Origin of the sequence: Nonomuraea sp. NPDC049695, from assembly GCF_040674955.1 — a bacterium.
Lineage (GTDB): Bacteria > Actinomycetota > Actinomycetes > Streptosporangiales > Streptosporangiaceae > Nonomuraea > Nonomuraea helvata.
The window spans coordinates 1-18850 of sequence record NZ_JBFANV010000147.1 but is presented as its reverse complement, the minus strand read 5'-3'; the positions used below and the strand labels follow the sequence as shown (position 1 = coordinate 18850).

19 protein-coding genes and 2 pseudogenes are annotated in these 18850 nt (G+C 69.0%); 8 read left to right on the top strand and 13 right to left on the bottom strand.

The window, feature by feature from the left end:
- The 4 genes from AB0J64_RS54310 to AB0J64_RS54295 form a co-directional block, all read right to left on the bottom strand.
- A partial coding sequence (locus tag AB0J64_RS54310) for an ATP-binding cassette domain-containing protein (RefSeq protein WP_364045941.1) occupies positions 1-155 on the bottom strand: 155 nt, incomplete at its 3' end.
- Complete coding sequence (locus AB0J64_RS54305; RefSeq protein ID WP_364045939.1) at positions 155-568, bottom strand: DUF1048 domain-containing protein; 414 nt, start codon at positions 566-568, stop codon at positions 155-157. The genes AB0J64_RS54305 and AB0J64_RS54310, both read right to left, overlap by 1 nt.
- Positions 569-570: 2 nt before the next feature.
- Positions 571-900 (bottom strand): PadR family transcriptional regulator, encoded by a 330-nt coding sequence (locus AB0J64_RS54300; protein ID WP_364045937.1) that lies wholly within the window; start codon positions 898-900, stop codon positions 571-573.
- 362 nt (positions 901-1262) lie between these two features.
- Entirely contained in the window at positions 1263-2558 is a 1296-nt protein-coding gene (locus tag AB0J64_RS54295; RefSeq protein WP_364045935.1) for a serine hydrolase domain-containing protein, read from the bottom strand.
- 184 nt (positions 2559-2742) lie between these two features.
- Here AB0J64_RS54295 and AB0J64_RS54290 point away from each other — a divergent pair, with 184 nt between their 5' ends.
- Both AB0J64_RS54290 and AB0J64_RS54285 read left to right on the top strand, forming a co-directional pair.
- Positions 2743-3417: a helix-turn-helix domain-containing protein gene (locus tag AB0J64_RS54290; RefSeq protein WP_364045933.1), complete on the top strand. Its 675-nt coding sequence runs from the start codon at positions 2743-2745 to the stop codon at positions 3415-3417.
- A gap of 222 nt (positions 3418-3639) precedes the next feature.
- Positions 3640-3795: pseudogene (locus AB0J64_RS54285) on the top strand (tyrosine-type recombinase/integrase); the annotation flags it as partial.
- 517 nt (positions 3796-4312) lie between these two features.
- Here AB0J64_RS54285 and AB0J64_RS54280 read toward each other — a convergent pair.
- Positions 4313-5956, bottom strand: a complete 1644-nt coding sequence (locus AB0J64_RS54280) for an MDR family MFS transporter (RefSeq protein ID WP_364045931.1) — start codon at positions 5954-5956, stop codon at positions 4313-4315.
- A gap of 260 nt (positions 5957-6216) precedes the next feature.
- Positions 6217-6888 (bottom strand): sulfotransferase family protein, encoded by a 672-nt coding sequence (locus AB0J64_RS54275; RefSeq protein WP_364045929.1) that lies wholly within the window; start codon positions 6886-6888, stop codon positions 6217-6219.
- A gap of 245 nt (positions 6889-7133) precedes the next feature.
- Between AB0J64_RS54275 and AB0J64_RS54270 the strand changes: the two are divergent.
- A pseudogene (locus AB0J64_RS54270) lies at positions 7134-7268 on the top strand (helix-turn-helix domain-containing protein); the annotation flags it as partial.
- Between the two features lie 26 nt (positions 7269-7294).
- Here AB0J64_RS54270 and AB0J64_RS54265 read toward each other — a convergent pair.
- From AB0J64_RS54265 to AB0J64_RS54255, 3 genes are all read right to left on the bottom strand, one after another.
- Entirely contained in the window at positions 7295-8920 is a 1626-nt protein-coding gene (locus tag AB0J64_RS54265) for a serine hydrolase domain-containing protein (RefSeq protein WP_364045927.1), read from the bottom strand.
- 125 nt (positions 8921-9045) lie between these two features.
- The gene (locus AB0J64_RS54260; protein WP_364045925.1) at positions 9046-9243 is read right to left on the bottom strand and encodes a hypothetical protein; all 198 of its coding nucleotides are present in this window, start codon (positions 9241-9243) and stop codon (positions 9046-9048) included.
- A 125-nt stretch (positions 9244-9368) separates the two neighbouring features.
- Entirely contained in the window at positions 9369-10022 is a 654-nt protein-coding gene (locus AB0J64_RS54255; RefSeq protein ID WP_364045923.1) for a hypothetical protein, read from the bottom strand.
- A gap of 452 nt (positions 10023-10474) precedes the next feature.
- On the opposite strand from AB0J64_RS54255, the gene AB0J64_RS54250 reads away from it, so the two are divergent.
- From AB0J64_RS54250 to AB0J64_RS54235, 4 genes are all read left to right on the top strand, one after another.
- Positions 10475-11677, top strand: a complete 1203-nt coding sequence (locus AB0J64_RS54250) for an MFS transporter (RefSeq protein WP_364045921.1) — start codon at positions 10475-10477, stop codon at positions 11675-11677.
- Positions 11678-11735: 58 nt separating this feature from the next.
- The gene (locus AB0J64_RS54245; RefSeq protein ID WP_364045919.1) at positions 11736-11903 is read left to right on the top strand and encodes a hypothetical protein; all 168 of its coding nucleotides are present in this window, start codon (positions 11736-11738) and stop codon (positions 11901-11903) included.
- A gap of 86 nt (positions 11904-11989) precedes the next feature.
- A complete protein-coding gene (locus AB0J64_RS54240; RefSeq protein ID WP_364045917.1) occupies positions 11990-12808 on the top strand; it encodes a hypothetical protein in 819 nt (272 codons plus the stop codon).
- 62 nt (positions 12809-12870) lie between these two features.
- Positions 12871-13131, top strand: a complete 261-nt coding sequence (locus AB0J64_RS54235) for a hypothetical protein (RefSeq protein WP_364045915.1) — start codon at positions 12871-12873, stop codon at positions 13129-13131.
- Positions 13132-13270: 139 nt separating this feature from the next.
- Here the strand turns inward: AB0J64_RS54235 and AB0J64_RS54230 are convergent, their stop codons facing one another.
- Both AB0J64_RS54230 and AB0J64_RS54225 read right to left on the bottom strand, forming a co-directional pair.
- On the bottom strand, positions 13271-14560 hold the full coding sequence (locus AB0J64_RS54230) for an MFS transporter (protein ID WP_364045913.1): 1290 nt from the start codon (positions 14558-14560) through the stop codon (positions 13271-13273).
- The gene (locus AB0J64_RS54225; RefSeq protein ID WP_364045911.1) at positions 14557-15669 is read right to left on the bottom strand and encodes a MerR family transcriptional regulator; all 1113 of its coding nucleotides are present in this window, start codon (positions 15667-15669) and stop codon (positions 14557-14559) included. The genes AB0J64_RS54230 and AB0J64_RS54225 overlap by 4 nt, the downstream gene beginning before the upstream one ends.
- A 430-nt stretch (positions 15670-16099) precedes the next feature.
- Between AB0J64_RS54225 and AB0J64_RS54220 the strand changes: the two genes are divergently transcribed.
- Positions 16100-17005: a hypothetical protein gene (locus AB0J64_RS54220; protein ID WP_364045909.1), complete on the top strand. Its 906-nt coding sequence runs from the start codon at positions 16100-16102 to the stop codon at positions 17003-17005.
- A 397-nt stretch (positions 17006-17402) separates the two neighbouring features.
- Here AB0J64_RS54220 and AB0J64_RS54215 read toward each other — a convergent pair whose 3' ends face one another.
- Positions 17403-18467: an LLM class flavin-dependent oxidoreductase gene (locus tag AB0J64_RS54215; protein WP_364045907.1), complete on the bottom strand. Its 1065-nt coding sequence runs from the start codon at positions 18465-18467 to the stop codon at positions 17403-17405.
- A gap of 229 nt (positions 18468-18696) precedes the next feature.
- Entirely contained in the window at positions 18697-18837 is a 141-nt protein-coding gene (locus AB0J64_RS54210) for a hypothetical protein (RefSeq protein WP_364045905.1), read from the bottom strand.
- Between the last annotated feature and the right edge of the window lie 13 nt (positions 18838-18850).

The following is an 18850-nucleotide window of genomic DNA, read 5'->3' as shown; positions in this document are numbered from 1 at the left end:
TTCACGGCCGTGGTCTTGCCCGCTCCGTTGGAGCCGAGGAGGGCGAAAATGCTGCCCCGCGCCACGTCGAAGTCCACGCCGCGCAGCACCTGCAGTTCCTTGTACGACTTCTCCAGGCCCTGCACCTGGATGGCCGGGGCTTGCTGTGTCGTCATCAGTCCGTCCTGTCTTGTCGTCCGGCGCCTTCGCCGGCCGCGCGCGCAATGGCGCTGATGAAGCGGTTGCGCTCACGGGTCCTGTACTGGCCGAGGGGGTAGTTGGCCATGAACGTCTCGACGAACTCCACGGGGTCTTCGCCGAAGAGGTCGCGGATCGGGGTTCCGTCGGCCGCGCTCTGTTCGAACAGCTCGGCCAGGTCTTCGTACATCGTCATCGCGCCGGCGCCGTCCGCCGGCCCGAAGTGCATCAGGTACCGCTCCAGCGCTTCGACCGCCGTGCGATAGTCCTCGGGAAGCTGCTTGACGCGCGCCTTGTACCGCCGCCAGCGCTTCTTCTCCTCCAGCGACCCGGTGACGATCTCCAGGTACTGCAGGTAGCGGCTCTTCGGCTCGTTCGGCTCTGTGGCCATGTCTACTTACCTCCTTCGCGGAGCTGCTCGAGCCTCTCGGTCAGGAAGCTCCAGGTCCGCCAGAACTCTTCGAGGTACTCCCGTCCCTGCGCGTTGACGGAGTACACCTTGCGCGGCGGCCCTTTCTCCGACGGAACCTTCTCCACGTCGACCAGGCCGCGCTGCTCGATCCTGACCAGCAGTGCGTAGATGGTGCCTTCGGCGATGTCGGAGAAGCCCCGATCGCGCAGCCACGCCGTGATCTCGTAGCCGTAAGCGGGCCGGCCGGCCAGGATCGCCAGGACGATGCCCTCCAGCGTTCCCTTGAGCATCTCGGTCACGAGCTTGCCCATGGAACACCTCCCTTCAGCTACTTGGTGTTGCTGACTACTGGTACAAAGTAACACTTACTACCGGTACATAGCAACGCTGAATAGCTGAGGTGTAATCCGCAATCGCACACATGGGTGCGGGCGACCTGAACGCCGTTCGTGAGTCGCAATCGCTGAACTGCTCATGGCATCCCACCATCGTCGGCTGCGCTGATACGGGGCCGTTGCCGCACTGACACGGCCGCCGACATGACACCGCAGCAGGCCTGGAGGCCGGGCGAGCGGCCAGATCGTGGCGCACTACGAAGTGGTGGCAGACCACGAAGCCGTCACTCTCCGCCCGCACACCTTGGCGGAGCAGGCACCCCCTTGGCCGGCCCGGTCTACTGAGCCGGCTTGGCTTCGTCCGCTGACCCGGCCTGCCCGCCGCAGAACGCCGCCTTGACGAGCCCGTCCAGCATCTTCGGATAAGTGGTGAGGTCGACTGCGGCGTCGCCGGCGGTCAGCGAGGCGGTCAGGGTCTTGCTGCCGTCGGGCGTGCTGTACATCAGCGCCGCGTAGCCCCCCGGAGGGTTGCCATTGTGGTTGAGAACGGTGCCGCAGGTCGGGCCCAGGTCCTGCACGAACATCCCGAGGCCGTAGCGGCCGTAGAGGGGGTCGCTCTTCGGGTGCGGCTTGCGCATCTCGGCCAGCAGCTTGGCCGGCAGGAGCTTGCCGCCGTTGAGCGCGGAGAAGAACGTGTGGAGATCCTTGGTCGTCGAGATCATGTCACCGGCGCCGGCCACCAGGGAGAGGTTCTGGCGGGAGACGTCGGCCACCTTCCACTGGCCGGCGTCCTGGTAGCGGAAGTAGCCGTGGGCGTACGGCCTGGGCAACTGCGTCCGATTGCCCGGCACCACGGTGCCCTTCAGCCCGAGCGGCCGCAGGATCCGCCGCTTCAGCTCCACGTCGAACGAACGGCCGGTGACCTTCTCGATCAGCAGCCTGGCCAGCGTGTAGTTGGTGTTGGCGTAGCTCCAGCCCTTCCCCGGCTCGAACCGCGCCGGCTTGGACAACGCAAACCGCACCAGCTCCTCCGGCCGGTACGAATGGAACCGGTTGTCCAGCCACTCCTTGCCCGTCGCGGGGAGCCCCGGAACCCACGTCCCGTCAGGGTCGAGGTCGCCGGTGTAGTTGAACAGACCGCTGGTGTGCTGCAGCAGCATCCGCACCGTGATCCGCCGGTCCAGCCCGAACTGGGGCAGGTAGCCGGCAACCGGGGCGTCCAGCTCGATCTTGCCCTCGGCCACCAGCTGCAACACCACGGTCGCGTGGAAGGTCTTGGTGACGCTGCCCACCCAGAACCGCCCGTTCGTCGGCGGCTTCGCGCTTGCGCCCAGCCTGCGCCGCCCGGCGCTGCCGACCCACTCGCCCCGCTCATCGTTCACGCGTACCTGCACACCGAGGAAACCGGCATCGACGAACGCCTGGACGGCCTTCTGCAGCTCCGGGCGATCCTGTCCGGCGGCGGCCTTCGACACGGCCACACGGCTGTCCGCGGCGGCCACACGCGCCGTGGCCACCGCGGGTGTGGCCGCTCCAGTCAGCAGCGCGGCCGCCAGCGCCGCGACCGCCGCGCGCCGGAAGGCCCGCGGCCTCCGGACCTGGTTGCTCTTGACGGTATGGAGAGATTGACCCATAGCCATGCCTCACATCGCGATAGTACGTGTCTTGTGCAGCTCGAAAGCTACGTTGCATTCAAGGCAGCGTCAACCTGAAGAAGAACGTTTTCCCAGGCAGGCAGCGGTAAATTGGTGCAATGGCGCTGTGCTCGAAAGCAACATCATGTTGCAATGAGTGGCGACTAAGGCAACACTGACCGGCATGCCACGACGACGATTGACCCAGCAGGACCGCCAGCGCATCGCGGCCGGACTCACCGACGGACTCACCTACCGCGAGATCGCCAGGCGGCTCGATCGCCCGGCTTCGACGATCACCCGGGAGATCGCACGCAACGGCGGCCCCGCCGGCTACCGGCCCCAGCAGGCGCACCAGGCGACGGTCCAGCGGGCACGGCGCGGCACACCGGCACCCCCACACGCGGCCACACCGCCGATCGCCACGATGGAACAGGAGATCATCGAGATGGCGGTCAGAGCCGGGATGCCGAGGACAGCCGCGCGCGTGCACCACGACCTGGCGCTGTCCGAGGACGGCCGGCGCACCGCGGCCGAGCTGACCCGCAGGCTGAAGGTCAGCCCCGCCTCCGTCTCCGTCGCCGTGAACTTCCTGGTCCAGCAGGGATTCGTCCGTCGCGAGCGCGATCCGCAGCGGCGACGCGACATCTACGTGATCGACGACGACGCCTGGTACCACGCGATCATGATCAGCGAGCGGCAGACGCTCCAGACGGCGCGGGCCACGATGGCGGCGGCCGAGACGTACGGGCACGACAGCCCCGTGGGGCAACGGCTGGCCAAGACGGCGGCCTACCTGGAACGCGTCAGCCTCGACGTCATGGAGTCGGCCGACCGCTGGCGCCACCTCTTGACGTGACGGGACTCAGTCCTGGAGGAATCCCCTAGCCCGCTGAGGGCCGGACCCCATGGTTATCCGCGATAGTGCGCGGAGGCGGACGTGGGAGTGGTCCACCGGATCGGAGCCGAACGGCAGCCACCGTCAACGCCCGACTGAACGCGCTGGCCTCGGCGAGTAGTTGGTGGCGGGACCAGGGCTGGACTACCGAGGACTCGTTGCGTCGGCTCAAGCCCCGCCCGTATCGTCGGGCGGCCGAGCTGTTCGAGGCCGCCCGGTGGCTGGACACTGCATCAGCTGCGGCACTTGGCGCTGACCCACGCGGCCGAGGACGGCGCCAACACCTCCACCCTGCCGGCGTACTCCGGGCACACCTCGGTCGCCTCGCTCAACCGCTATTTGCGTCATCGCCGCCTAGAGATTCTGGAGGTCAACCGGCCCGACCGAGCCCGTCGGCGGCGGCGCGGCAAAAGCGACACCGTCGATGCCGAGAATGCTGCCTGAGCAGTGCTGTCGCAGGAGGCCACCGCCATCGCCAGGGGGAGCCGTCCCCCCAGCCGTGTCCAGCAGGTCGAAGATCTCGTCCAGGGCATGCCGGGGGTTCTCGCGTCCGTGGACCAGGCTGGGGCTTTCCATGACGAAGCGGGCAAGTGCGGCGACGCCGGAATATCCCCGATCGAAGACGGCGACATCGTCGAATTCACCCTCGCCCGGATCGGCCGGCTGCGTGTCGGCGTCTCGGCGAAGGGGGTGGTGGCCTGCCCCACCCAGGGGACCGGCGGCTGCGGGATGCAGCGCGGGAAGCGGTGGCACTGGGGAGGCTGCTTTCGGGGTGGGGCGTCGCCGTGTTGGTGTTGAGGAGTCCCTTGGCGGGGCGGTGGGTGTTGTCATGGCGATCTGCTCGGGGTGGATGGCCTCACCTGCCGGCGGCGACCGGCTCGGCCTCGGGGCTGGCGGCTGGTGTGGCGGCGCTGCGCAGCGGGACTTGGCGGATGAACAGCGACAGGATGATGCCGGCGGCGGCCACTACCGTGCCCCAGGTGAACAGCGCGGTGATGCCGTCGGTGACGGCTTGCTGGAACAGGTGCTGGGCTGCTTCGGGCAGGGCGCGCAGCGTTTGGGGGGTCATGGAGGTGGCGGTGGTGGCCACGCTGTGGGCGGCTGGTCCGGCGCTGGTCAGGGAGTCGGCCAGTTGGCTGGTGTAGACGGCGCCGAGGAGGGAGACGCCGAGTGAGCTGCCCATGTTGCGCAGGAAGGTTGATACTCCGGTGCCGGCGCCCATGTCGCGCAGGTCGAGGCTGTTCTGGGCGATGAGGGTGCTGGTTTGCATCAGTGCGCCCATGCCGGCGCCGAGCACCACCATGTAGATCGCTGACACGGTGGTCGAGGTGCCGACGTCCATGGTGGCGAACAGTGCCAGACCGGCGGTGACCAGAATGGAGCCGATGATCGGCAGCGATTTGTAGTGTCCGGTCCTGCTGATCAGCGCGCCGCCGCCCAGGCTGACGATCATTGCGGCGATCATCATCGGCATGAGGAGCAGGCCGCTGTTGGTGGCTGAGGAGCCCTGGACGAACTGCTGGAACTGGGGCAGGAAGCCCATCGCGCCGAACATGGCGAACCCGGAGATGAAGGCGACGGCGCCGGACAGGGAGAAGTTGCGGCTCTTGAAGACCCGCAGCGGCATGATCGGCTCGGCCACGCGCCGCTGGACGATGACGAAGGCGGCGAAGGCGGCGATCACCAGCGTGGCCAGGCCGAGGATCTGCGGTGAGCTCCAGTCGTACTGGGTGCCGCCCCAGCTGGTGATGAGGACCAGGGCGGTGATCCACACGGTCAGCAGTGCGGTGCCCCACCAGTCGATCACGGCCTTGCCGGTGCCCCTGGGCAGCTTGGCCAGGGTGATCCAGCACACGAGCAGGGTGACGGCGCCGAGCGGCAGGTTGACGTAGAAGGCCCACCGCCAGGAGAGGTTGTCGGTGATGAAGCCGCCGATGAGCGGGCCGCCGATCATCGCCACCGGCATGACGGCCATCATCACGCCCTGGTACTTGCTGCGATCGCGTGGCGGGATCATCTCACCGATGATCGACAGCACGCCGACCATGAGGCCGCCCGCTCCCAGGCCTTGCAGGGCGCGGAAGCCGATCAGCTGCGCCATGTCCTGCGACATCCCGCACAAGGCCGAGCCGAGCAGGAAGAGCGCCACGGCGGCGACGAAGACGATGCGGCGGCCGTACAGGTCGCCGAGCTTGCCCCAGATCGGCGTGGCCACGGTGGAGGCCAGGATGTAGCCGGTGGTCACCCACGCCAGGTGGTTCAGGCCGCCCAGCTCGCCGACGATGGTCGGCAGTGCCGGAGCGACGATCATGTTGTCCAGCATCGCCAGCAGCATGGCGATGACCAGGCCGCTCATCGTCACCAGGATCTGACGATGACTGAACCCCAGTCCGCCCTGCTGCCCCGCCGCCGGGGGAGGTGTTGCGTCTTTAGTGCTGTCTTCTGCCATCACGTGGGCTCCCGTCATGAAAAGAGAACTTACCTGCCGGTCGGCAAGCATACTTGCTAACCGACCGGTAAGCAATTGCGACGAGGCCCTTCCGGCTGTTTGGGGACGCGGGGGGTTGCTGATTTCCCGGCCGATCTGCGGGTGGTCAGTCCTGGCGCGCCGGGCTCCAGCAAGCCAGGCTGGTCCGGCGTGGTCGGGTGTCGGCGTCGGTGCGCTGGTGGCGTTGGCCTGGGGCAGCGTTCTTGATCTCGACGGTGACGCGGTTCATGCGGGCCGACTGGCCCTCGCCGGCATCCGATGCGGCGCTGAGGTCATCGGCCGCCCATGCCGTCCATCTGGGCCCGCATCTCGGCTGTGGTGTTCTCGTGGGGGAAGGGCTCGTCGGGGATCGGGAGGTCGAGGGCGTCGCACAACGGCTGCCAGCCGTCGGCCGGCTGCCATTCCAGCAGCCGGTGCGCCGGTACGGTGGCGCGGACCTCGGCGAGGTGCCGCTCGTAGGCCGCGATGACGTTGTCGCGGTCATGGGGGTCGTCGAACGCGCCGCCGAACATGGCTCGCATCATCTCCTCCATGGCGCGGGCCTGCTCGGGGGTGAGATGGGCGGTCATCGGCGGCCGCGCGCCGTCGAAGTTCCCGCTCGCCAGGCGGCGCGCCCCTTCCAGCACCGTACGATCCATGCTCTGGTACCAGCGCTCGGAGCTTTCCCGCCGGGACAGCAGCACCAGCGCGTCCGGGAACGCGGCGGACAGTTCGCGCCAGAACCACGACACGGGCCAGTCCACCCCGGCGGCGTACCCTGCGAGGAATCGGTCCCAGTCCGGCATGACGCCCGCGTAGGCGTCGCGCCAGACCGCGGCGTCGTCCGGCCGCCCGAACAACTCCCTCATGTGATAGCAGGGCGCCCCGAGCAGTCGCTCCAGCGCCGCCTTCAGCGACGTCGTCCCTGTACGCGGAAACCCCGCCCCCACGATTCGCAAACCCATATCGGCTCCTTCCTCTCTCGATCACGGCGATCCGAGTCGCCTTCGGCTGTGCCGGGTCATCAAGCACTCGGTGGCGCGCGGGCGGCCCGGGTGGACGCCTCAGCGCAGGCGACCACCGGGCCCGCGGCACTTTGCCGTCACGTACGCGCTGCCGACCGGCCGGTTGGTAAGGTACTTGCTGACCGACAGGTAAGCAAGAGAGGATAAACTCACCTGACAGCTGAGCTTGGGAGTAAGGAAGAGCGATGACGAAGACGGAACGGGTGACGGCTCCACGGCGCAAGGGCAGCCAGACGCGGGCCGACATCCAGCAGGCCGCGCTGTCGCTGTTCACCGAGCGCGGTTACGATGCCACCTCGATGCGCGAGATCGCCGAGCAGCTCGGCATCACCAAGGCGGCGCTCTACTACCATTTCGACAGCAAAGAGGCGATCATCGTCAGCCTCTTCCAGGACAACATGCGTGCGCTCGACGACCTGCTGAACTGGGCCGCAGGCCAGCCGCGCACTCCCGAGCTGTCCTCGGAGTTCCTGGGCCGCTGGATCGCCCTGAGCGCCAGGCAGGGACTGCGGACCATGCGGTTCGCCGCCGCCAACCATGCCGCCCTGCGCACGGTCATGCCCCTGAAGCAGGGCGGCCCGCTGGAACGGATCGGCAGGGCGGCACAGCTCCTCCTCGGCCCCGACGCGCCGCTGACCGACCGCCTGCGCGTCCGCATGGCCCTGCTCAGCGTGCACAACGCCGTCCTGGCCGCCCAGGGCACCGACGCCACGGACGACGACATCCTCACCATCGCCACACAGGCGGCGACGCTGCTGGTCGGCGACCTGTTCCCGGCACCACGGCTCCCCGTCGCCGAGTAAGCAGGCGCAATCGCGCGAGCTGGGGCTGACGCCCTGGCACCCAGCCGGCTTGGCCTCGTCAATCCGCGGTCTGCCCGCCCCTCCTGGACGAGCCTGTCCACCAGCTTCACGTAGTCCTTTGCCGGGCCCCTTGTGGCGTCGTCCACCCAGGTCACCGAGGCGGTCAGGGTCTTCTTGCCGTCAGGTGAGCTGTACATGAACGCCCCGTAGCCGTGCGGGGGGCTGCCGTTGTGCTGGAAGACGGTGCCGCAGTCCGGGCCCAGGTCTCGCACGAACAGCCCGACGCCGTAGCCCATCGTCGGGTGCGGCGTGCGCATCTCGGCCGGCAGGAGCTTGCCGCCATTCAGCGCCGAGAAGAACCTGGCCAGATCCTGGGTGGTCGAGATCAGATCACCGGCGCCGGCCAGTAGGGAGAGGTTCTGGCGCGAGATGTCGACCACCTTCTCCTGGCCGTCCTCCTCATACCGGTAGTAGCCGTGGGCGTGTGGTCCGGGGAGCTGCGTCCGGTTGCCCGCCACCATGGTGCCCCGCATCTTGAGCGGCCGCAGGATCCGCCGCTGCACCTCTTCGGCGTAGGAGCGGCCGGTGACCTCCTCGATCAGCAGCAAGGCAAGCGTGTAGTTGGTGCTGGCGTATTTCTGGTCCGTGCCGGGAGTGAACCGCGCCGGCTTGGACAACGCCAGCCGTACCAGCTCTTCGGGCCGGTAGCTGCGGAACCGGTTGTCCAGCCAGTCCTTGCCCGTGGCGGAGATCCCCGGCACGTACGTCCCGTCGGGGTCGAAGTCGCCGGTGTAGTTGAACAAGCCGCTGGTGTGCTGCAGCAGCATCCGCACCGTGATCCGCCGGTCCAGGCCGAGCTCGGGCAGGTAGCCGGCCACCGGGACGTCCAGGCCGATCCTGCCCTCGGCCACCAGCTGCAGCACCACGGTCGCGGTGACGGGCTTGATGACGCTGCCCGCCCAGAACGACCCGTTCGTCGGCGGCTTGGCGCTCTGGCCCAGCTTGCGCACCCCGGCGCTGCCGACCCACTCGCCCTGCTCATCGTTCACGCGCACCTGCACCCCGGCGAAGCCGGCATCGACGAACGCCTGCGTCGCCTTCTGCAGTTCCGGGCGATCCGGCACGGCCGCGGCCGTCGGCACGGCCGCGACGCTGTCCGCGGCGGCCACCCCGGGCGCGGTGCAGGCCGGGCACGTCCGTGACCAGGGCGCGCGCCAGGTCCTCGGCTCCGTCCGGCCGCCCGCGGTCCAGCCAGGCGCCGGTCAGGCGCGCCCGCGGTCCAGCCAGGCGCCGGTCAGCCGGTCAGCGTCTCCAGCGGGGCGTGCGGAGCAGCACGTACCAGCTCCAGGGCCTCTCGCGCCGCCGCCCGGGTCGCCTCATCGGCCGGCAGAGCGGTCTTGAGCGCCGTCGGATGGCCGATGACGTTGCTGATGGCCGACGGACGGGTCCCGGACCTGGCCGCTGCACGGCAAGACAGGCTGCTCGCCTTCATCGGCCGGGATCCGCGGTGGCGCCCATGACGCGGGGCCGGGAGCCGTCCTTGAGGGCTCCCGGCCCTTTCCGTCTTCCCGGCCCGCCCTTCCGGATCGGGACAAAGGCGGGTTGCGAGGAGGATCCCTAGCTCTTCATGGTGCATTCGACCTTGTCGCAGGCACCGCGGAGCTTCGCGCCCGCGTTCATGTTGCAGTTGATCACCCCGGTCACCCACTCGTACAGCACGTGGACGAACCCGACCTCGCCGAGCGCGGCCATGAGCTGGGAGCCTCCTCCTTGGTCGTCGTTCCAGTAGAAGACGACGACGTGGATGATCCTGGCGGTGATGTCGTTGATCTTGTTCAGCACGGCGACGTGCCGCACGTCATCCCTGCGCAGCGCATTGAAGTGCAACACCTGCTCGCCGACCTTGTTGGCATTCTCCAGCTCCGTTGCGAGGTTGCGGAGTACGACGCGGCGCGGCTCCAGCGCGCTCGACGTCTTCACCTTCGCCTTGAAGCCTCTCGCCGAGGAGCGCTCCAAGGCGGAGGCGGGCTTGGTGAACAGTTCCAGCAGTTCGAAGGAGACGTCGTAGACCTCATTCGCCGGCGCCCTTGAGGCGAGCGCCTCGAGGCGCGTCACCAGTTCGTTGTAGTCGGCGAGGACGGCGTTGCCCGCGTTCAGCTCGTGCAGCACCTGAACGTAGGCGTTGCGCCATACGAAGTCAGGACGCGTGGTCGCGATCTCGGTGATCAGCTCCTGGACGTCCTTGAAGTCCTTGCCCTGTACAGTGATCATGAACCCCCCTCGGGTCTGTGCCGGGACCCCTGAAAGAAAGTAGGGGTAGCTCCTGTTCCACGGCCAGCAGCAGTTCGCTGTCGCTGGGGACAGTGAACTCTGGTAGCCCGACAGTGCCGGCGATTGCTGCGCATGACGCGCCCTCGTGCACGCCCCATGGCGACACGGCGCCGCCTTCCGGTTTCCTGCCGGTCGGTACGAGCTGGGGCGGCCGCCGCCGTGGGCCGACGAAGAAGCTGCGACTGTCAAAGATCAGCGTTTCCGCTGACATCCAGCCTGCGCGTCACAGGACAGGCCGGCGGCTGATCGGCGGCTGGAGAGGCGATCCAGAACCTCGTCCGAAATCAATGCCACAAAACAGTCGTCACAAGGAGGGGTTTCGGTACATGATCGGGACTATGGGCCTTCCCGTACCTCGTCTCGCCGGCCAGCGTGTCGGCTAGCGAACCGGCATGAGCGCTGCGCACGACCGCACCGTGGGCGTGCTGCTGACGTCGCAGGCGTTTCGCGGTCTCGGGTACGGCGTGGCCGCCGTCCAGCTCGGCGCTCTCATGGGCGGCGATGGGCTGTCGGCCACCGAGGTCGGTCTGGTGCTGGCGGCAATTCTGGTCGGCAGCTTTCTCACCAGTCTGGTCCTGGCTCGGTGGGGCGACCGCCTCGGCCGCCGCCGCGCCTACGCGGGCCTGTACGCCGTCCTGCTCCTGTGCGGCCTGGTCATCGCCACCGGCCTGCCCTGGTGGCTGCTGGCCGTGGCCGCCTTCAGCGGAGCGATGTCGGTCGAGGTCATCGAGTCCGGGCCGTTCACCACGCTGGAACAGGTCATGCTGGCCGGTACCGGCCGCCCCCAGAAGCAGATCGTGCGGGGATTCGGCCTCTACAACGCGATCGCCGCCGTCGCCGGGACGCTCGGCGCGCTCCTGGGGAGCCTGCCCGCCGACCGGGGACTGCTCGGTGGCATCCTGGCCGGCACAGCCGCCGCCGGAATGCTCCTCACCCTCCGGTTGCCCGCCACCGTCGAAGCTCCGGCACCGGCTCCGGCACCCGGACTGCCGCAATCGCGCATGCTGGCCCGCTCCCGCGGCCCGGTGGCCCGCCTGGCAGGCCTGTTCGCCACCGACAGCCTCGCCGGCGGGTTCGTCATCCAGGCCTACGTCGGTTACTGGCTCGCGGTCCGCTTCGGGGCCACCACCCACACGATCGGGATCACCTTCGCCGTGGCCGGGATCCTCCAGACCGCCTCGCTGCTGGCCGCGCCGCGGGTGGCCAACCGGATCGGGCTGCTGCCCACGATGGTCTTCACCCACCTGCCAGCCAACGTCATGCTGGCCGCAGTGCCGTTTGCTCCTTCCCTCCCGCTGGCGATCGCCCTGCTGCTCGGGCGTGCCTGCCTGTCGTCGATGGACGTGCCCGTCCGGCAGGCGTACGTGATGGCGATGGTCCCGCCCGAGGAACGCACCGCCGCCGCCGCGATCACCAACACCGCCCGCTACCTCACCAGGCCCCTGGGACCGGCGCTGGCAGGCGTGCTGCAATCGGTCAGCCCGGCCGCACCGTTCCTGTTCGCCGGGGTCGCGAAGATCGGCTACGACCTCGCGCTGTGGCGGACCTTCCGCCACAGCCGGCTGCCCACCGACCCCCCGCCCCGCCCGCACTGAACACCCTCGATCGCCCACGAACCTGCTTCGCCATGCCGCGACGCCCCAACACGATGACGTGATCCCGTTCCGCCAGGCCGTACGCGCCTGGCTCGGCATCAGCCTGCAGACCTTCGGCGGACCGGCCGGACAGATCGCCGTCATGCAGCGCACCCTCATCGATGACCGAGGCCAACTCCTCGCGCCGCTCGACCAGAGCACCCCGGAGGGGGCCGGGGCGGGGTAGGCGCGGATGGTCGGGTGTGGACACCCGCCGGGGCATCTGACATGATCCATCCGGCTCTGACCCAGCGGTGGGGGGTGATGGAACCCGTGCTTCGACCCATCGCCATCGTGACGGCGCTCGCACTCGGCTTGGCAATCGTGCTCACGTCCGCCTACAAGGTGGCTCCCGGGTGGGAGGTGTGGGCATCCCTTGCTGTGGCGCTGACCGCCGCCTCCGGCACCGTCTTCGCCTATGGTGTCCAGCGCTGGAGAGAGCTGACGGCCCTGCGCTCCGGACGTGTCCGCGAGTTGTTCCGGCCGCTCGGTGCCCTGTTCCTGGTGGCCCTGCTGCTGGTCGTGCTCGCCCTGATCCTGTCCCCGAACCCCCTCGCAGGCTGGCGGGGCTGGGGGCTGTCGACGATCGCGTGTGTGGGCGCCCTTCCGGCCACAGTGACGATGTTGGGCATCCGCCGGTCGGCCGGGGCGCTGGACGGCGGAGCAGGCACGCGGGTGGCCACGCTGATCACCTTCCGGCGGCTGCTCCGGCGGCTGCTCGGCGCCGTCGGCCTGCTGGTGGCGCTGGCGACGCTCGCGCTCGGCGCTTCTCCCGCCCCGTCGTCGTCCCGAGGAGTCGTCCTGATCTTCGGCGGCAACGGATCGCTGCTGGTGGCCCTGGCGTACGTTCCGGCCCGCGCCGCGCTTCGGGAGGCCTCCACCCGTCTCTGCGACGACCTGCTGCCCCTCGGGGACGCGGACGACGCCGCGACGGTGCTTAGCCGGGCCGAGGAACGCGCGAAACTGGAACAGGTCCTGGAGATCGACCACAACCTTATGACCGACCTGCAAACGGGCCTGGTGATCCTCGGGCCGCTCCTGTCCAGCGCCGCTGCCGCGTTCCTCCCCGGGGCCACAGGGTCAGGGGGATGAGGCGGTGGGGTCGGCGACGGAGATCTCCGGGACGGCCGCCGTGGGACTTCCCCACCATGGCCATGACCGCCACCCGCCTCGGCCGCGCCGACCTGGTCGTGGACGCGCTCCTCATGGAGACGGGCAAGAACACCTTCCTGCCCACCGGCCAGGCCCCGCAGTTCGGCTGCCTGCTGCCGCTCTATCTCTCGGCCAACGGTGGCGTGCTCGCCGCCGTCTCCCTCATGGCGGCCGGCTGGGACGCGGCGGACACCGACTGCCCCGGCTTCCCGAGCGACGGGAGCTGGGTCGTACGGCATGAAGGTTTCACAGCTTGGCCGTGATCGGGCCCTGATGCTCAACCAGCTACGCCGCCAGGGGCTAGCAATGCATCCCGCCGACGTGGCCATCATGTCGCTCTATCAAGAAGACAACGTGCGCCGGTCAGGCCGGGGCAGCGGGTGCACAGGTTCTTCGGGGGGGTCAGAGATCGTGATGCCGAGTGGTGTAGTTCCGCAGCTCTGGCAGTGCCCATGTGACAGCCGCCACGGTCACCATGGTGAGCAGCCCACCGGCGCTGATCGCTATCCGGTGATCGAGGATGGATGCGGCGGCCCCGTGCAGCAGGTTCGCGATGTGTGGCCCCCCGAAGAGGACGACGGTGAGTGATCCCTGGATCCGGCCGCGCATGGCGTCGTGGGTATGTGCCTGTGTGATGGCATTGCGGAACGTGCTCAGCACGAAGTTGACCGCACCGCCGAGCACGAGCGCCACCAGTGCGACCCACAGCCGTGCGGCCAGTCCGAGGAGCACGACGGTGGTGCCCCACGCCGCCGCGGCCGCCGCCATGAGAGCACCATGGCGCCGGGCACGGGTGAACGTGCCCGACAACAGGCCGGCCGTGACAACCCCGGCAGGATAGGCGGCGTAGAGGAGTCCCAGCTCCAGGCCGCCTCCCGCGGGTCCGCCGTAGGTGTGCTGGGCAAGTTCCGGGAACAGGGCTACCGGCATGCCGAAGACCATCGCCGCCAGGTCCACCAGGAGCACCGCCACCAGAAGCCGGCTGGCCGCCAAGTACCGGATGCCCGCCGGCACCTGGCCGATCGTGGGGCGAGGCTCGCGGCATTGCGCGGCCTGATCGGCCGGGTGTGGCTGGGGCGGCAGCGGTGGCAGCTTGACGACCGCCCACACGACGGCCACGAGTGCGACGGCGTCGAGCAGGTACAGCGTGCCGAGCCCGACAACCGGCATCAAGGCGCCGGCCAGTACCGGTCCGAGGATCGACCCGGCGTAACGGGTCAGGGAGCTGAGGCTGTTCGCTGCAGGCAGGAGCTCGACCGGCACGAGGCGGGGCACTGCGGCGCCCATCGTGGTCATGATCGCTCCTAAGGACAGGCCCTGGCAGGCGACCAGCATCATCAGGACGGGAACGGATCGTCCGCCCAGCACGGCCTGGACCCACAAGGCTCCGTACGTGAAAGCGAGGCCGCAGTGAGCGATCAGCAACACTCTTCGCCGATCCATGACATCGGCCAGGGCGCCGACCCACAACGCCGCCACGACCACCGCGACGAACGACACCGCCCCCGCCGCGCCCACGGCCGCGGAGGAGCCGGTCACCGTGAAAAGCTGCGTCGGTACGGCGACCACACTGAACGAGCCGCCCACCGCGCCCACCGCCGATGCGACCCACAGCCGCCGGTAGGCCGCGATGGCCAGCGGGCGACGGTCGATCGTGTACGCGCCCAGCGACCGGGCTGTTGACGTGGTCACTGTCCGGTGCCCCCCGCATCGGCTCCGGCCGGTGTCTCCAGGCTCACCACGTCGGCGACGACGCAGGCGATGTTGTCGGGGGCGCCGGCGGCGTACGCCCGCGCGACCAATTCGTCGAGCACCGGCTGCGGGGCACCCGGCCCGGTCAGCACCTCGTGCAGCGATCCGGCCGGTACGACGGTGGACAGACCGTCGGAACACAGCAGGTAGCGGTCACCGGCCACGGCCCCATGCAGCGACAGCTCCGGCTCGGCCCCGCCTGTACCGGTCAGCGCTCGTGCGAGGAGCGAGCGTTGCGGATGCGAGGCCGCTTCCTCCGCGGTCAGCCGGCCTTCGTCGACCAGTGCTTGGACGTAGGTGTGGTCATGGGTGATCTGGAACAGCTCCCCGTCACGTACGAGGTACGCCCTGGTGTCACCGATGTGCACCAGCGCCAGCTGGGAACCGGACCACAGCAGTGCGGTCAGCGTGGTGACCGCCGCACCGGACGGCGCTGACGCGGCGATCTCCCCGATGGTCCGGTCGGCTTCACCGACGGCGTCGGCGAGGGCGCCGAGCAGGTCCTCAGCCGGGACGGCCATGGTCTCCAGCGATTTGAGCGCGTCCACGGCCGCGGCGCTCGCCAGGTCCCCGCTCGACCCGCCTGCCCCGTCGGCCACCGCGAGCAACCGGGGGCCGGCGTACGCGGTGTCCTCGTTGCTCGTGCGTACCAGCCCCAACTCTGACCGGGCGGCGTAACGGATCCCCAGTATGGTTGCCGTCTCTTCCACGGTGCTCCCTCTCCCCGACAGATAGTCGACGAGGAACGTGGCCAGCTCCCCGCGGGCGGCGGTCTCGGCCAGCACCTGCTCCCAGTAGCCGGCGATCTCCTCGGCCGCCGCGCTCGCCTCCAGGTCGCACACCCGCCGGATACGCGCCAACGGCATCCCCAGCCGCCGCAACCAGGCGATCAACCGGGCCCGCTCCAGTTGAGCCGGATCGTAGAACCGGTATCCGGACTCGCCGTCCACCGCGGCCGGCCGCAGCAACCCGAGTTCGTCGTAGAGCCGCAACGCCTTCGGCGACAACCGCGCGGCACGGGCGAACGCCCCGATCGTCAGCAGCCGCACCACTCCTCCTCGTCCCGGCCACCGCGGCCGGTGCCGACGATGCTGCCGCTTCACCCAAGGGGAAGGTCAACCCAGCGCCGTGGTCCCCGGCCCGCTGTCCCGCCAGGGAAGGCTACAGCCGCCGGTAAAAGGCCTGGCCGCGATCCGCCAGCCGCGGCGCAGCGACGGTCAGCCTCCGGCTCCCTCCGCCGTACCGGACGGCAGGTCCAGCGCGAGAACGATCCACCTCCTCGCAGGTGATCCACGTGGAGGCCCTACCGGAGGATGATCGGCGCGCAGCTCAACATGCGAACACGGGGAGCCCTCAGGGTTGCCCGTGATCAAGAAGGTCCGTAGGAGGGATTGTCGCGTGTCGTGATCAAGCGCATGCTATGTGTTGGCGGTCCGCACCCCGCCTTTGTCCCGTACGTCTTGTACGAGGGGAGAGCGGTTGTTCCGGCACGCGGCATCCGTGGCCGCCACCTGCGCGGTGATCACCGGCCTGGTCTCGGGCTGCGACCAGGCCGATTGCACGCCGAATCCGATCGTCAACGCCTATCAGGCCTATTCGCCCATCGTCTTCGCCGTCCTGCCCGAGGCCATCCCGAAGTCGATCCCTGGCCTCGCGGTCAGTCTCGGTCTGTTCGCGGCGGACGCTCTGGCCAAATACCTCATCGACCACACGGTGCCGCAGAAGAAGACCTGGCTGCTGATCGAGCAGACGCTCCACGGGGAGCGGAAGACGAGCGTGTTCGAGCTCAACACCGATCACGAGCTCAAGGTCAGCGTGAACAGCACGCAGCTCAAGCACGTGGACCTCTACATCGAAGAGCGGGAGATCAAGGTCGTCATCCCGCCGGGCACCACGGCGAACGTCGCCGTCACCGATGCCAAGGGCGGCGACAGTGTCGCGGTACGCGGCACCGTTCCCGGCAATCTGGACGGTTCGCAGGACCTGGACACCGGCAGGGTCTTCCAGGACGACCAGCCCGGGGCCCGCACCGCAGACATCTGGATCAAGACTCTGGGCTTCGACCTGGGCCCGAAGCTGATCAACGGAGCGACGGCCGCGGAGTTCACCGGCACCGGCCGGCCGACGCTCAGCGCGTGCATGTCCACTTCCCCCACGGCCTGGACGGACAAGCTCCCGTTCTGGGGGGAGGACAAGGACCGCTCCTGGTGCATCAAGACCAACGCCGGACATTACGGCCTCGCCGTCCCCAAAGTGACCGACGCCTTCTGGGTCGGCCCCGCCGAGGACCTGGGCGCCGTCTCCTACCTGCTCTGGGCACAGCCCGGCCTCGCCGCGGCCGCTGCCACTCCCGTCCCCGAGGCGGAGGACAGCGGGTGCCGTTAGCCAATGTGACTCCTGCCGCCAAATAGACCTTGAGGGGGCGTGCTGTGAGCTCACGTGGTCGGTCGCACTGAGCCGGTCCGCGTCGACGGGGTCCACAACACCACCCCGGCGAAGATCCTCAACGAGATCACCCAGATGATTGCCGAGGTGGCCGCAACCGTGTCGAGCCGGTGATCTACGTCCGGCGGCACTCCGCCGAGGGCCGGATGCCGGTGACGAAGGTGGAGGTCTACCAGACCCTCCCGGGGGCGTGACAGACACCGTGTCCCTTCCGGATGAGGTTGGCGGGAGGGACACGTGCTGTCTTGCGGCCCTTCATGTTGATCCGAACGGTTTCGGCTGAAGTTATTCGGGTCTTGTTGCCGGTGAACCGCGTGCGTGCGGCCGGCGGGTCCGCTCAGGTGAGGAGTTTCGCGAGCTGGGCCATCTCGGTGGGTGGGTCGATCACCGGCTGGATGAGCAGTTCGTCGATGCCGGCCTGTTCCAGGATGGTGATGCGGGCCCGGAGGTCGTTGCGGGTGCCGACCAAGGCCAGGGCGTTCATCAGTGAGGGCAGGATCAGGTCCCGGTCCTGCGGTGCGATGCGTCCGAGGTAGTTGGGGTAGAGCTTGGTGTGCCGGTCGGGTGCGGTGGCGGTGGTGCCGCGCCGGTCGAGGAGTCGCCGCACCGCCTCGCGTTCCTCGGGGCCGAGTTGCTCGGCGAAAGCGCGTGCGTCGGCGGCGGTGTCGGCGGCGAAGGCCAGCAGCGACAGGACGACGTGGCCGGTTGCGTCCCGGGCCGCGTCGCCGTAGGGGTCCTCGTCCTCGTCGAGGATGTGCAGCGCGGTGACCACGTAGGAGTCCATGCGGGAGTCGGGGTCGCGCGGTGTGTGGTGAGCGGCGTGGCGGCGGGCGTCGTGCAGTGCTTGCCAGGCGGTGGGGTCCAGCAGACCGAAGGAGATCAGGCCGGTGCCGCGGCGGCCGGCGACGGCGGCGGCCTTCGGTCCTAGCGCGGCCACGACGAACTCGACCGGGTCGGCCGTGTTCGCGTGCGCCCCGGTGTGCAGGAATCGGACGTTGCGGACTCGGTCACCTTCGCGGTACTCGATGGTGCGTCCGGCGCACAGGTCCTGCAGTGCGGCGGTGAAGTTCTCCATCGTGGCTGCCGTGGTCGGCCGCATGCCCAGCGTGCGCCGGGCGGTGTTCCCGGTGCCGATCCCGCAGATGATCCGGCCTGGCGCCAGGGCGTTGAGGCTGGCGAACGCGCTCGCGGCGGCCGGGGCCGAGCGCAGCGCCGGTGAGGTCACGCCGATGCCGAGCCTGATGCGGCTGGTGGCCTTCGCACACAGTGCCAGGGCGACGAAGGGGTCGCCGTGGACCATCGGGGTGTCGTTGAGCCAGAAACTGTGCAGGCCCAACTCCTCGGCCTGTACGGCGAGGCCCTCCACACCGGGGTGGGCGGTGGCCACGACGCCTGCACGCATCAAAACCTCCAAGGCGCAGAGAACCGAACGTACTCAGCCTGACACCAGACGGTGGATCGAGCACGTCAAGGTCGATTGGACAGTCGGCGCCGGGCGGTTGCGGGTGTCGTACGGCGACCTCGAAGGCGGAACCCGACAACTCAACCTGAACACCGACACGAACACCGACAGGTTCGACTGCAACCGACACACCGCACCACTTTCTGGACGGAGGCGTTAATCCTGCGTTCTACCTGGCGGTCTCTGGGCCGTGGATGATGCGATGGACGGTGGAGCGTCCGACGCTGTACTCGGTGGCCAGGTCGGCCACCAGGGCTACCGGGTCGGCGGCCCGCATGAAGTATCCACCGATTCCCAACACACGTTCCATGTCGCCATCTTGC